The sequence below is a fragment of the Streptomyces sp. NRRL S-37 genome (assembly GCF_000721605.1).
GTDB lineage: Bacteria > Actinomycetota > Actinomycetes > Streptomycetales > Streptomycetaceae > Streptomyces.
The window spans coordinates 188,832-201,960 of sequence record NZ_JOIZ01000007.1 but is presented as its reverse complement, the minus strand read 5'-3'; the positions used below and the strand labels follow the sequence as shown (position 1 = coordinate 201,960).

14 protein-coding genes and 1 pseudogene are annotated in these 13,129 nt (G+C 69.6%); 8 read left to right on the top strand and 7 right to left on the bottom strand.

Annotated elements, in window-relative coordinates; genetic code table 11:
* The first annotated feature begins 11 nt into the window (after window positions 1-11).
* Window positions 12-881 carry a helix-turn-helix transcriptional regulator gene (locus IH50_RS0113785; RefSeq protein WP_030860958.1) on the top strand — a complete coding sequence of 290 codons (870 nt, stop codon included), beginning with the start codon at window positions 12-14 and terminating at the stop codon, window positions 879-881.
* 83 nt (window positions 882-964) lie between these two features.
* On the opposite strand, the gene IH50_RS37665 is transcribed toward IH50_RS0113785, so the two are convergent.
* Window positions 965-2,137, bottom strand: a complete 1,173-nt coding sequence (locus tag IH50_RS37665; protein ID WP_199822079.1) for an acyltransferase family protein — start codon at window positions 2,135-2,137, stop codon at window positions 965-967.
* A gap of 150 nt (window positions 2,138-2,287) precedes the next feature.
* Complete coding sequence (gene gdhA / locus IH50_RS0113775; RefSeq protein ID WP_030860954.1) at window positions 2,288-3,646, bottom strand: NADP-specific glutamate dehydrogenase; 1,359 nt, start codon at window positions 3,644-3,646, stop codon at window positions 2,288-2,290.
* A gap of 305 nt (window positions 3,647-3,951) precedes the next feature.
* Here gdhA and IH50_RS0113770 point away from each other — a divergent pair, with 305 nt between their 5' ends.
* The gene (locus tag IH50_RS0113770; RefSeq protein WP_030860952.1) at window positions 3,952-4,170 is read left to right on the top strand and encodes a hypothetical protein; all 219 of its coding nucleotides are present in this window, start codon (window positions 3,952-3,954) and stop codon (window positions 4,168-4,170) included.
* 119 nt (window positions 4,171-4,289) lie between these two features.
* A complete protein-coding gene (locus IH50_RS37660) occupies window positions 4,290-4,577 on the top strand; it encodes a PIN domain-containing protein (protein WP_234328153.1) in 288 nt (95 codons plus the stop codon).
* Window positions 4,578-4,635: 58 nt separating this feature from the next.
* Here IH50_RS37660 and IH50_RS0113760 read toward each other — a convergent pair whose 3' ends face one another.
* The 4 genes and pseudogenes from IH50_RS0113760 to IH50_RS0113745 form a co-directional block, all read right to left on the bottom strand.
* Window positions 4,636-4,845: a DUF397 domain-containing protein gene (locus tag IH50_RS0113760; RefSeq protein WP_030860950.1), complete on the bottom strand. Its 210-nt coding sequence runs from the start codon at window positions 4,843-4,845 to the stop codon at window positions 4,636-4,638.
* A pseudogene (locus tag IH50_RS37655) lies at window positions 4,842-5,625 on the bottom strand (helix-turn-helix domain-containing protein). The gene IH50_RS0113760 and the pseudogene IH50_RS37655 overlap by 4 nt, the downstream one beginning before the upstream one ends.
* Before the next feature lie 458 nt (window positions 5,626-6,083).
* Window positions 6,084-6,563, bottom strand: a complete 480-nt coding sequence (locus IH50_RS0113750) for a type II toxin-antitoxin system VapC family toxin (protein WP_030860947.1) — start codon at window positions 6,561-6,563, stop codon at window positions 6,084-6,086.
* A complete protein-coding gene (locus IH50_RS0113745; protein WP_030860945.1) occupies window positions 6,535-7,359 on the bottom strand; it encodes a hypothetical protein in 825 nt (274 codons plus the stop codon). The genes IH50_RS0113750 and IH50_RS0113745 overlap by 29 nt, the downstream gene beginning before the upstream one ends.
* Before the next feature lie 353 nt (window positions 7,360-7,712).
* Here IH50_RS0113745 and IH50_RS0113740 point away from each other — a divergent pair, with 353 nt between their 5' ends.
* From IH50_RS0113740 to IH50_RS0113720, 5 genes are all read left to right on the top strand, one after another.
* Window positions 7,713-8,165: an ATP-binding protein gene (locus IH50_RS0113740; RefSeq protein WP_420709058.1), complete on the top strand. Its 453-nt coding sequence runs from the start codon at window positions 7,713-7,715 to the stop codon at window positions 8,163-8,165.
* A 120-nt stretch (window positions 8,166-8,285) separates the two neighbouring features.
* Entirely contained in the window at window positions 8,286-9,092 is an 807-nt protein-coding gene (locus IH50_RS0113735; RefSeq protein WP_063759482.1) for a hypothetical protein, read from the top strand.
* A 44-nt stretch (window positions 9,093-9,136) separates the two neighbouring features.
* On the top strand, window positions 9,137-9,718 hold the full coding sequence (locus IH50_RS0113730; RefSeq protein ID WP_030860936.1) for a DUF6932 family protein: 582 nt from the start codon (window positions 9,137-9,139) through the stop codon (window positions 9,716-9,718).
* Window positions 9,715-10,641, top strand: a complete 927-nt coding sequence (locus IH50_RS41620; RefSeq protein ID WP_051767293.1) for a hypothetical protein — start codon at window positions 9,715-9,717, stop codon at window positions 10,639-10,641. Before IH50_RS0113730 ends, IH50_RS41620 begins: the two co-directional genes overlap by 4 nt.
* Window positions 10,642-10,909: 268 nt before the next feature.
* The gene (locus tag IH50_RS0113720; RefSeq protein WP_030860932.1) at window positions 10,910-11,731 is read left to right on the top strand and encodes an SAM-dependent methyltransferase; all 822 of its coding nucleotides are present in this window, start codon (window positions 10,910-10,912) and stop codon (window positions 11,729-11,731) included.
* Window positions 11,732-11,789: 58 nt separating this feature from the next.
* Here the strand turns inward: IH50_RS0113720 and IH50_RS0113715 are convergent, their stop codons facing one another.
* Window positions 11,790-12,971 (bottom strand): endo-1,4-beta-xylanase, encoded by a 1,182-nt coding sequence (locus IH50_RS0113715; RefSeq protein WP_030860930.1) that lies wholly within the window; start codon window positions 12,969-12,971, stop codon window positions 11,790-11,792.
* Window positions 12,972-13,129: the final 158 nt, after the last annotated feature.

Below are 13,129 nucleotides of genomic sequence, written 5' to 3'. Positions count from 1 at the left end.
CCGGACGCAGAATGGGGGGCATGAGCGCTGTGAAGTACGCCGAGCTGGGGACATTTCTGCGTTCGCGGCGCGGGCGCATCCGCCCGGCCGACGTCGGACTCCCGGCCGGACCGCGCCGCCGGGTGCCGGGGTTGCGCCGTGAGGAGGTCGCCCAGCTCTCCGGGGCGTCCGTGGACTACTACAACGAGCTGGAGCGCGGCGCCGGGTCCCAGCCGTCCGAGCAGATGCTCGCCGCGCTGGCGAGGGCGCTGCGGCTGTCCGCCGACGAGCGGGACTACCTGTACCGGCTCGCGGACCGGCCGGTGCCCGCGCAGGGCGGGCCCGCCTCGCACGTGCACCCCGGCATGCTCGACCTGCTCGACCGCATGACCTCGACGCCCGCGCAGGTGATCACCGACCTGCACGTCACCCTCGTACAGAATCCGCTGGCGGTCGCGCTGCTCGGCGACCAGTCCGGTCTGCGGGGGCCCCGGGCCAGCTTCGTCCACCGGTGGTTCACCGAGCCGGAGGCCCGGAACCTGTACCCCGAGGCCGACCACGAGAGGCAGTCCCGCTCCTTCGTCGCGGATCTGCGGGCCGCCGCCGCGAGGCGGGACGCGAAGGACCCCGAGGCCCGGTCGATGATCCGTACGCTGCTCGACGTCTCACCGGAGTTCGCCGCGCTGTGGGCCGACCATGACGTGGCCGTCCGTCGGGACGACCGGAAACGGCTCCGGCACGGCGTGCTGGGCCTGATCGAGGTCAACTGTCTGAACCTGTTCAGCGAGGACGGGCGTCAGCGGCTGCTCTGGTTCACTCCGGCCGTCGGTACGGACAGCGCGGGGCTGCTGGATCTGCTGTCGGTGCTCGGCACGCAGGAGATCGTCGAGCCGTCGGGCTGACGCCCTCCCCGGATGCCGGTTCCCGGCCGTCCGGACCGTCGGGGAGGGTCTGTGGCCGAGGCGGTGGCACCTCACGGACCGGGTCAGGCGTCCCCGGCGTTCCGCATGCGGGCGAACGACGTGTCCAGTCCTCTCTTCAGCAGCCGGGACACCGGGCGTTCCACGAGACGGTGGATCAGGTAGCTCAGTACCAGGAAGCCGGTGATGACCACGGCCACCAGGAGCCGGGCGTCCATCGTGCCGTGGAGGCGGTTGATCAGTGTCGTGCCGGCCACGTAGTGGATCAGATAGAGGGGGTACGTCATGGCGCCGGCCGTGACCAGCCACTTCCAGCGGATGCGGTCGGTGCGGCCGAGGGCGACGGCGACCATGAGGAGCAGGAAGACGGTGAAGATCGCCACGCTGCCGCGCCAGCTGGAGACGTGTTCCACCTTCTCGATGCGGTTGCCCAGCTCCAGCTGCCCCATCAGCCAGGCCATGGCGAGGATTCCCCACAGGAGGAGGTCCTGGCCGTAGCGGTGCATGAGGTAGAGGGCGAGGCCCGCGATGAAGTACCAGGCGCCTTCCGGGTTGGCGGCCAGTTCCAGCAGGTGGAGGTCGGCGACCGGCGCGAGCATCGCCGCCGCGCCCCACACGCAGCAGAAGACCACGACCCTGCGGTAGGTCAGGCCCATGGCGACCACGACCAGGAAGAGCAGGTAGAAGCGCAGCTCCGACCAGAGGGTCCAGTAGACGCCGTCGACGTTCGGTACGGCCGAGCCGGCCTGGAGCATGGTGAGGTTGAGGAGCACCTCGCGCAGGCGCAGGCGTTCCCACACTCCCGGCAGGGCGATCAGGACGGCCGTGGTGAACAGGACCGCGAACCAGTACGCCGGGTAGAGGCGGATCACGCGGGAGACGAAGAACTGGCGCGGGGTGCGGCCCCAGCACGACATGCAGATCACGAAGCCGCTGATCACGAAGAAGATCTCGACGCCGACCCAGCCGTAGGAGGCGACCCGGAACACCGTCGGCATGATGTCGGAGACCGGCCGGTCCCAGATCCGGTTGCCGGGCTGGTCGACCCGCCAGGTGCCGACGTAGTGGTGCGCGGCCACCATCAGCGCGGCGAGCAGGCGGATGCCGTCGATGACGTACAGGCGGCCGCCCGGCCGTGCGCGCTTCGCCGGGTGTGCGGGCGTCGCCGGCCGGGGGGCGGTCCCGGCCGGCGGGGGCGCGGCGGGCGGCGGGAGCGGTCGCTTCAACCGTCTCGCCATACGTTCCGCGACTCGCTCGGGTCTCGATATTCCACTGTCCGCCGTACTGCTCATCCACCCAGACAAAAACAACGCGTACGTCAGCGGTAGTACTTTCGGCGAGTCGCCGCCTTCGCCCCGTGCGGTGTTGACGGCGTGTTCACCCGTGCGTCAGATGACGCCCTGTGCGAGCATCGCGTCCGCCACCCGCTCGAAGCCGGCGATGTTCGCGCCGGTCACGTAGTCGCCGGGGGCGCCGTAGCGCTCGGCGGTCTCGGCGCAGGTGGTGTGGATGTCGGTCATGATGCGGGCCAGCTCGTCCTCGACCTGGTCGGCCTTCCACGACGTACGCGACGCGTTCTGGGTCATCTCCAGCGCGCTGACCGCGACGCCGCCCGCGTTGGCCGCCTTGCCGGGGCCGAAGGCCACGCCGGCCCGCTGGAACAGCTGCACGGCCTCCGGCGTGGTCGGCATGTTGGCGCCCTCGGAGACCGCCTTCACGCCGTTGCGGATGAGGGCGTCGGCGTCGACGGCGTTCAGTTCGTTCTGGGTCGCCGACGGCAGGGCGACGTCGGCCGGGACCTCCCAGACCCGCCCGCCGGGCACGAACCGCGCGGAGGCGCCCCGGCGCTCGGCGTAGTCGCTCACCCGGCCGCGCTCGACCTCCTTGATCTGACGCAGCAGGTCGAGGTCGATGCCCTTCTCGTCGACGACGTAGCCGCTGGAGTCGGAGCAGGTCACGGGGTTGGCGCCGAGGGCGGCCAGCTTCTGGATGGTGTAGATCGCGACGTTGCCGGAGCCGGAGACGACCGCGGTCTGGCCCTCCAGGTCCTCGCCGCGGGCGCGCAGCATGGCCTCCGCGAACAGCACGTTGCCGTATCCGGTCGCCTCCGGGCGGATCAGCGAGCCGCCCCAGCCGGCGCTCTTGCCGGTGAGGACGCCGCCCTCCCAGCGGTTGGTGATCCGCCGGTACTGGCCGAACAGGTAGCCGATCTCGCGGGCGCCGACGCCGATGTCACCGGCCGGGATGTCGGTGTACTCGCCGATGTGCCGGTACAGCTCGGTCATGAAGGACTGGCAGAAGCGCATGACCTCCGCGTCGCTGCGGCCCTGCGGGTCGAAGTCGCTGCCGCCCTTGCCGCCGCCGATGCCGAGACCGGTCAGGGCGTTCTTGAAGATCTGCTCGAAGCCCAGGAACTTGATGATCCCGAGGTTCACGGAGGGGTGGAAGCGCAGGCCGCCCTTGTAGGGGCCGAGGGCGCTGTTGTATTCGATCCGGAAGCCCCGGTTGACGTGCACCCGGCCCTGGTCGTCCTGCCACGGCACCCGGAACATGATCTGCCGCTCCGGCTCGACCAGCCGCGCGACGAGCCCCGGCTCGGCGTACTCGGGGCGCGCCGCGAGCACCGGGGCGAGGGTGTCCAGCACCTCGCGTGCGGCCTGGTGGAACTCGGGCTCCGCCGGGTTACGGCGCTCGACCTCGGCACGGAGCAGGTCGAGGGAGGTCTTGGGGTCGGGGCGTGAGGTCACGGGGTCCCTTTCTGGCGCGGCTGACACCGGTACGTACAGCCGGTGATGGGCGTACGTATAGCCGGTGATGGGCGCTCGGCGCCGTTGCCGCGCGCAGGACAGCGGCCGCCCGGTCGTATACGACAGGTCGGCCGACCCTCACAGTGTTACTCCTGTGTTAACTCGATACCAAGAGCCGGGCCGGATTGTCCGCTATCTGGACAGGGCGATCGGAGTCCGGATGGCGAGGAACAGTTCCCGACCTCGGCGGACGCCGGTGGATGTACGGTTGACGGCGATATATGAAGCCGGCTGCGGGAGGCATCATGTCCAAGCCCCTGGTCGACATCGACGACGGCAAACCAACCTTCGTCCAGCAACAGCTCGGCACCCGGACGAAGCGGGAGACCATCGACCGCGCGCTGACCATAGCGTCCGCCATCAGCGCCGACGACCGGGCACGAGCCCTGCGCCGGCTCCAGGAGAACGCGGACTCCTTCCTGGACTTCGACGTCCTCGCGGAACGCGAACAGGCGGGCTTGTGACCTACCTAGCGGACACTTCCGCCGTGTGACGACTGCCGTGCGGGCAGCTCGACTCCCCTTGGCCCAGTCGTGTGGCACGAGGGCCGACCGCCATCTGCCCGCCCGTCGAGGCCGAACCGATGTCCGGCCTTCGCTCCGACCGGGACTACGAGCCCTTCTTCACCGTGCTCGGCCAGACCTTCGGCCGGGTGCCGGCACTCGACGACCCCTGGTCGAAGATCAGGGAGGTGCAGCGGGACCTGGTGAAGATCGGCCACCACCGCGGCCCCTCACCCATGGACGTCCTGATCGCCCTCACCGCCGAGCACCACCGCCTGACCGTTCTCCACGTCGACGACGACTTCGCGGCCATCGCCAAGGTGAGGCCGGACATCGCCATGGTCCGGGGCGAGGCACGAGGCAACTGACCGCGAAGCACTACGGATCCCCGTGACAACCAGGCGCGGCACGCGTGCCGTTGGGGTGTCAGCGCTCCGACGCGTACGTCACGAAGCTCGCCCAGGCGGTCGGCGTGAGTGCGAGTCGAGGCCCTGCCACGTTCTTGGAGTCGCGGACGTGGATGGTGCGGGGCGCTATCGCGATCTCCACGCAGGAGTTGCCATCGGGGCCGTCGCTGTAGCTGCTCTTGAACCAGGCCAGTTCAGCAGCGTCCCCGGCAGAAGCCTTGCGGATCATGTCTCTCCCAGCACTTGCTCGATGAAGGCCAGCGACTCCCGAGGGGTGAGAGCCTGCGCCCGGATCGTCCCATACCGCAACTCAAGGATCTGTAGCTGCTTCGGATCGAAAGTCGGCCGGCCGCTGAACGCACCGTCGGAACGACCTGCCGCCGTGCCGTCGGCGAACTTCAGCACCTCGATCCTGCCGTCCAGCCCAGGGTGAGCCCCCGCACTGGTAGGCATCACCTGCAACGTGACGTTACGCAACCGCCCCATCTCCAGCAGGTGTTCGAGCTGCTGTCGCCACACCATTGTGCCCCCCAACGCGCCGACGCAGCGTGGCCTCTTCCAGGACGAAGCTGAGAGCCGGAGCAGGAGACCGCTCGAAGACCGACTTCCGGGCCATGCGAGCAGCGACCAGACTCTCCGCCTCCTCCTCCGAGTACGGCGGCTGCCATGCGTCGAACAGCGCCCGCGCATGCTCCGGCGTCTGCAACAGCCCATGGATGCTGAGTCCGACGTACACGCCAAGCTCGACCGCCTTGGCCTCCAGCTCCGCCAGCGCCCGCACGCTCTTCGGATACCGGACCCTCTTCACGTCCTCCCAAGCCGCCGAGAGCAGCCCACCCGCCCCCAACACCTCGTCGGCCCTGTCCAGATACTCCCGCTGGGGGATCCGCTTTCCGCCCTCGACCTTGTAGACGAGGTCCTCCCCGTACCCGATCGCTGCCCCGAACTGGCCGGCCCGCATCCCCGCCGCCTCGCGCCGCAGCTTCAACTGCCGCCCCACCGTGGTGATGACGGCGACGCCTCACTCGTCGTCCGGGTCCACCTCCCACCCCGGCTCGTCCGCCTCCCCCTTGAGCCGTACCGCCTCACCGTCCACCGCCGTCATGCCACACCCCTCCGTCGTCCCGCGCCGTACCGCGGCGCCCTACCCGCACCAACCACCCCGACAGCCCGGACAGCACCGGACAACCAGCGGACAGTCACCACACACAGGGAGATCCGCCCCCACTCACGCTAGATCGCGACATGAACCCCAGTGCAGGCTAAACGCACAATTCACACGTTCGAGCGGTCGCGCTCCGCCCTCGGTCAGTGCGCCACTACTGAGGCCCCGGTGCGGGTGGACGCCCGGAATTGAATCGTGAAGGGCGATGTACCCCGCCAGGTGCTGGCCGACAGGCGACAGGACGGACGGGTCCGCGATCCGACGGTGCGGCGGACGGCAGAGCGCACCCGGCGCCCCACCGCTCAGCCGATGGCGGATTCCGGGAAGATGCCCTCGCCCCCGAACTCGAAGGGCAGACACAACAGCACACCCTTGTAGGTGTCGCCCGGGGAGAAATCGCGGAAATTGCGGGTCATGAACACCTCGGCCCCGGCGAAGCAGGCGCACGCCAGATGCACCGCGTCAGCACCCTTGATCTTCGGGCGGTCGGCGGTGAGGTCGTTCGCGAGGAGCCCGACGCGCCGGGTCACGTCCACGAGCGTGATGTACGGCTCCTGGAGCAGGGTCCGGATGCGTAGCCGGTGTTCGCTCGCGCTCGTGCCACGAGCTTCGGCCAAAGTGAGCGTGGAGGTGAAGAGACGCACGTGTCCGGCGCGCCCCGCCCGGAGCATGCTTTCCGCCTCACGGTGACAGTGAGTCCCCTGTGCCCAGTCGACGAAGCAGTTGGTGTCCAGGTAGACCGAGTCGGGGCGGTCAGTTGTCCCCACGAAGGGCCTCCACATACTCCACCGCGTCCTGGCCGCTCGTCATGTCGGGCCAGAACCCGCCCCGCAGTTCGTCATCGGAGAGCTGCGGACTCGTCGGCAGGAGCTCGATGTCCCGAGCGCGCATCCACATGCTCTGCCCCTGCGCGTTCTCGGTGATCTCGCCGATGATCTCCACCCGGTCGCGCCGCCAGGCCCGCCTGAGCTCGGGATCGAGATCGTCACCGAAGTACACGGGGATCACCTCACCACCGACCTCGGTGCGGAGCACGCCTCGAAGACGGCGCTGCCTGCCCCCCTCCTGCAGTCCGCTCAGGCGGCCCCTGCGAGAACCGAACGTGCGGTGGCGCGTCCTGGTGGCTTCGTCCAGATGCAGCGCGGCCCGCTGGGTGATCTCCGCGGTGCGCAGGGCCTCTCCGTCTCCCCGTACCTCAAGGATCATGCCGACGTCGGGAGACGCCCCGAGCGACTTGGCGACGCGCCGGCCGAGGCCCGCGGCCTTCAGCGTCCAGCCGGTGGGAATGCGCGCGGTGGACTCGGCCTCGCACAGTCCGCCCACCGCGTTGCGCGCCACTCGTTCGACCACGTCATAGGTCGAGTGTTCGGCGATCCGCAGCGGCTCCAGAACGCACGTCACACTGCCGAGCCGCAGTTCGTTGAAGGTCCAGCGAGTTCCTTCCACACCCGGCCGGGCGGTTTCGGTGGCCTCCAGTTCCCGCAGGAGGGCCAGCATGGTGGTGAGCGTCTGGAGCGAGTCCTGGGCGTCCATGCCCGCGTGCGGGCCGAGCAGCTTCAGGGCGAGCTCGATCCTCATGATGTCCCTCCCTCCTCACGGTCACGGTTCTCGGCGTCACAGTATGCGAACCCCTCCACCAGACTGAGCGCATTCCCGGCAACTGTCACCCTCAGGAGACCGGCGAACCCTCGGGTAGGCCGGACGCTTCTGGGTCACGGACACCCATGCGCCCGGAGCGTCGCTCTGCCGCGCCGAAGCGCGAGCGATCTCTCCGCTCCACCGGTCCGCATGTGATCGTGGGCAGGCGCAGAAGCGCAGGGACCGCGCTCTCACACAGTCGAGCCGACAACGCCGACAGCATCGGCCACATCACCGACAGTGACGGTACGCGCCTCCACAATCACGCATGGCGACGGGTGCGAGCCATCACTCTGAATGCCGTGCATCAGGAAACCGCCGGCATCACGGCTCAACCGCCCAGTCCCTTCCCCCACTTCAGCGTGCTGCTGTCCGCCACCCCGCGCAGCGCCCGCCTCGCCCGCCTCCTCGCGGACGCCCAACTCCGCGACTGGGGATACGACTCCGAGACCGCACGCCAGGTCGTGGCCGAACTGGCCGTCAACGCCGTCACTCACGGCCGCGTTCCGGGCCGGGACTTCCGCCTCGTGCTCTACGTGGTCGACGGCACGCTCCGCATCGAGATCACGGACACGCGCGGCGAACGCCTGCCCGAGCTCCGACCGCCCTCCCCCGACGCGGAGTCGGGCCGCGGCCTGCGGCTCGTGGAAGCGCTCGCCGACCGCTGGGGCGTGACCGAGGACCGCTTCCCGCGCAAGACCGTCTGGGCCGAACTACGGCTTACGGCACCGGAACCCGAGTTCTGAGGCTCCGGTGCCGTCGGCGCCTTCCCAAGGGAAGAACCCGGGGGAAAGCACCCCACCAAACCCCACCCTTTCCCGCCCGAGGCGTGTCGTCACTCGGGCGGGTGAACATCACCGGCTCAGCTGGATTTCCGGCCCCCCGACACCTCTACGCTCAGCCACACCACCCGCTTCGTGGTGATCGGCAACCACCTCACCCAGCACCCCGAGCTGTCCCTGGTCGCCATCGGCCTCGCCTGCCACATCCAGTCGCTGCCCACCGGCACCCCCGTCGACATCAAGAGCCTCGCCGCCCGCTTCAAAGAAGGCACCAAACGCATCGCCGACGCCCTGCGCGAACTGGAGACCCACGGCTACCTGCGCCGCGAACGCGTCCGCACTCCCACCGGCCGCATCATCACCCGCACCACCTCCTGCAACCAGCCGCACCAGCGGCGCGAGCCGGCGACCACCGACTGCCCCGCCCCGCCACCCCGGCCGACGCGGGAACGCACCCCCCAGCCCCGCCCCCGCAAGGCCCTCCCCACCGTCCCCCAGCCCGGCTACGCCGCCCCGGCCCTCCTCCAGCAGGCCACCGACCTCCTCACCACCCTCCGCCGCCACGACCCCCGCCTCCTGCTCTCCGCGACGGACACCGAACACCTGGCCCCCGGAGTCATCGCCTGGCTCGAACGCGAGGTCACCCCCACCGCCCTACGCCACGCCCTCACCGACAACCTCCCCGACGAACCCCTCCACCGCCCCGCGGCCCTCCTCGCCCACCGCCTCACCGACGGGCTCCCACCCCTGCCCCCGTACCGGCCCCCGGCCGACCCCGTGCCCGTACGCCACGGCCTCCGCAACTGCGACGGCTGCGACCACGCCTTCCGCGCCCCCGAAACCGAAACCCACTGCCCCAACTGCCGTACAACAGACCCCCACCGCCTCTAACCTCGAATGCGGCCCCTTCCTCACCCACCGCCTTCAGGACCTATGTGCTGCCTTCCTTCACCGCCACGGACTTCCTCCCCCTCGGCCGCTACTCGGTCTCTGCCGAAGAAGCGGAATCCCTGCTGGTCAAAGCACCGGAGTTCGAGGATTCCAAAACCCGGACCAGGCTGTGGACCAAACTGCACAGCTACGTCGAAGGGTTCCTCGCCCTGGAGGACGCGTACGCGAGCGTCCTCGACGGCCTTCCGCTCATCCACAGGCTGTGGCTCGGCGGCAGTTTCGTCAGCGCGAAGCTCGACCCCCGCAACATCGACGCGACCCTGTTGATCGACGTCCGGGCCGAGCGTGCGATACGCGGTAGACCAGGCTCCAAGTGGCTGACCGCGGCGTTCAAAAGGGACAGCATCCAGCGGCACTTCGAGGTCTCGCCGGTCCGGGTCGGCTACTTACCGGTCAGCCACGTCTTCCGGCCTGGGCATATGTCCCCCGAGGCACAGACATACTTCATGGAAAGAGGGGTGTGGGACGACTGGTGGCAGCGCTGTCGACTACCTGATCAGGCGGACCGCTCCCCGTCCGAGGCCAGTGCCGCCCCGGCGCGTGGATATCTGGAGGTGCGACTGTGACGACCGGCGACAGCTGGCGCGAACGCAGACGCGAACTCCTCAGGAACAACCCGACCGCCGCAGCCGCCGCACGACAGCGGCTGTGGGAGATGGGAACAGAACACCGGGACGACGACGAAGTCGAGGCCGAGCACCGGGCGAACCGGCTCGCCGCGGCACGGGAGTACGAGCCCCACGCACGTCTCGACGAAGAGCTGCGGCTCCGGCTCACCGGGCCGCACACGGAACGCGGCGCGTTGCGCTTCCAGTGGGGAGACGCCCTCCTCGATCCGGTGGAGAAGGCCGTGTCCGCCGCTGCGGGCACCCCGGTCCGCCTGGAACTCACCGGCCTCTCGGCGGGCAGCACCGTGATCCACGCACGCCCCGTCGCCACGGCGCACGCGACGGACGAACCGATCGTGGACGGTCTCTCCGCGGCCGGTATCGGTGTGCTGACCTTCTGCCGACTCCTTCACGTCCTGGAGTCCGAAGAGGACGTCCGTGACTGGCCGCAGCTCTTCGACTCCGTCGATGCCGTGGCACGCGCGCTGGACGAGTTCGCTCTGTCCTTGGACGTGGCCTGGTACGACACCTACGGTCACGTCCTCAGGGCCCGCCTCGGTGAACGCGGCCGGCACCACGCCGAACGTCTCCGCCGCACCCGGTCCCGGGATCAGGAGATCACGATCTCCGGCCGCATCACGGAACTGCGGGAGAGCGGCTGGGCCAAGGTCAAGACGGGTACGGCCGGGAGCGCCCCCTCCTACGACATCCACTTCGAGGACCCCGAGGTCCTGCTCCGCATGCGCCCCGGCCTCGGGGACAACGTCCACTTCCGGGTCCGGTTCAGACAGCGACTGGACGCCGTCGGCATCGCGCGGGCCACGGAGTACACGTACCTGGGACAGGCTGCGGAGCAGGTACCGCTACCGCTGGATTCCTGACCAGCCCCTGCGCAGACCCACCGAACGGGAGAAGTGCGCCTCATGAGCACTCAGTCCGAGCAGTGACAGCCCTTCAGACCGGTACGGAGTCGGGTCCTGGTCCGGACCCAGGAGCCCCTGCGGGAGTTCGGTGCCGTCCTGGAGTTCGGCAGGTGTCCCGGGGCCGCAGGGCGACGGGTGCCCGGCGCGGCGCGTCGGGCAGGGGGCGGTTATCGTGGCGGGCGCGGTCGAAGAAGGTCAACTGCCGGGTGGGACAAGGGGAATCGACGTGGATCAGCAGAACTCCGACACGCATGCTCCCCTGCCGATCGACACGAGCAAGCCGCATCCCGCGCGGATGTACGACTGGTTCCTCGGCGGCAAGGACAACTACCCGGTGGACGAGGCGCTGGGCAGGCAGCTCGTGGGGTTCGCGCCGCCCATTCCGGTCATGGCGCGGATGAACCGAGCGTTCATGCACCGTGCCACCCGTTGGACGGCCGGCCAGGGCGTGCGGCAGTTCCTCGACATCGGGACCGGTATCCCGACCGAGCCGAACCTGCACCAGGTGGCCCAGGGGATCGCCGCCGACGCACGGGTCGTGTACTGCGACAACGACCCGATCGTCCTGGTCCACGCCGAGGCGCTGCTGCGCGGCACTCCCGAGGGGGCCGTCGACTACGTGCAGGCGGACGCCCGTGACACCGCCGCCATCGTCGAACGCGCCCGCGGGACGGTGGACTTCGAGCGGCCGGTCGCGCTCTCCCTGATCGCGCTGCTGCACTTCATCGGCGACGAGGACGGGGCGTACGAGCTGGTGGAACGGCTCAAGGAGGCGCTGGCGCCGGGCAGTTACCTGGTCATGTCCCACCTCACGCCCGACTTCCACCCGGAGGAGGCGTCGAAGAAGGTGACCGACCTGTACCGGGCGGGCGGGCTCACCATGGACATGCGCAGCCGGGACCGTTTCGCCCGCTTCTTCGAGGGGCTGGAGGTCGTCGCCCCCGGCATCGTGGCGGCCGAGGAGTGGCACCCGGAGCTCGGTGAGCCGGTCCCTGGTCAGGAGGGCGTCCACAGCGGGGCGTACGTGGCGGTGGCCCGCAAGGCCTGAGCCCTCGCGGAGCGAGACGGCGGGGCCGCCCCGGCCGGGGCGGCCCCGCCGGGCGTTCTCAGCCCTTCCCGTGCTTGTGGTGCTTGCGGTGCTTCTTGCAGTCGTCCTTCCGGGCCGCCTCCTTCAGCGTGTCCCGCAGGGCGTAGAAGGCGGGCTTGCGGTCGAAGTCGGCGGTCATGACGTTCGCGAAGCCCTCGCCCTCGAAGAACACCGGAACCCACGAGTACTTGTCGGTGAAGCCCCAGATGGTGAACGAGTTGCAGCCGTCGACGGCCAGGCACGCCTCCAGGGTCCGCTGGTAGTAGTCGGCCTGCTGCCGCTCCTGCGCCTCGGTGGGCACCTCGCCCTCGGGGACGTCCATGCGGACGTCCAGCTCGGTGACGGCGGTCTCCAGACCGAGCGCGTCGAACCGGCGCAGGTTGTCCTCCAGGTCGCCCGGGAAGCCGTACCGCGTGCTCAGGTGGCCCTGGACGGAGAAGCCGTGCACGGGCACGCCCTGCTCCAGCAGGTCCTGGATGAGGGCGTAGTAGGCGTCGCTCTTCGCGTTGACGCCCTCCACGTTGTAGTCGTTGAAGAACAGCTTCGCCTTCGGGTCGATCTCGTGGACCCACCGGAAGACGTCCGCGACGATGCCCGGGCCCAGCTCGCGGATCCAGATGTTGTCCTGGGTGCGCAGGTTGCCCTGGTCGTCGAAGATCTCGTTGGCGACGTCCCACTGCTGGATCCTGCCGGCGTAGCGGCCGACGACGGTGGTGACGTGCTCGCGCAGGATGGCGCGCAGCTCCTCCTTCGAGAAGTCGCCCTCCTCCAGCCACGCCGGGTTCTGGCTGTGCCACAGCAGGGTGTGGCCGCGTACGACCTGGTGGTTCCGCTTGGCGAACGCGACGATGGCGTCGGCCTGCGCGAAGTCGTAGCGGTCCCGCTCGGGGTGGATGTAGTCCCACTTCATCTGGTTCTCGGGGGAGACCGAGCTGAACTGGCGCCCCAGGATCTTCCGGTACTCCTTGTCGTGCGTGAAGGGGTCCGGGTAGTCCTGCTCCAGGTGGTGGCCGCCGCCCGCCACCGCGGTGCCCACGACGAAGCCCTCGGGAGCGGCCTCGCGCAGCCGGTCGGACGTGGCGTGGGAGTGCGGCGCGGCCTTCCCGCCGGCGGACGGGTCGGCGGCGGCCGAGCCCGCCATGAGCGGCAGGGCCAGGGCGGCGGTGGCGAGGGCCACGGTGGCGAAACGAATGGATCTCATGCGGGGAGTCTCATTCCCATCGTCGTTCTCGAATGTTTCGAAATCGAATCCGAAACATTAGGGATGGGCGGACGCTAAGGTCCGGCCGAGCCGCGCGTCAATACCCGTGCGCAGCCCATGTCCACGCCGACGGCCGACAGGTCACCAGATCCGTACCA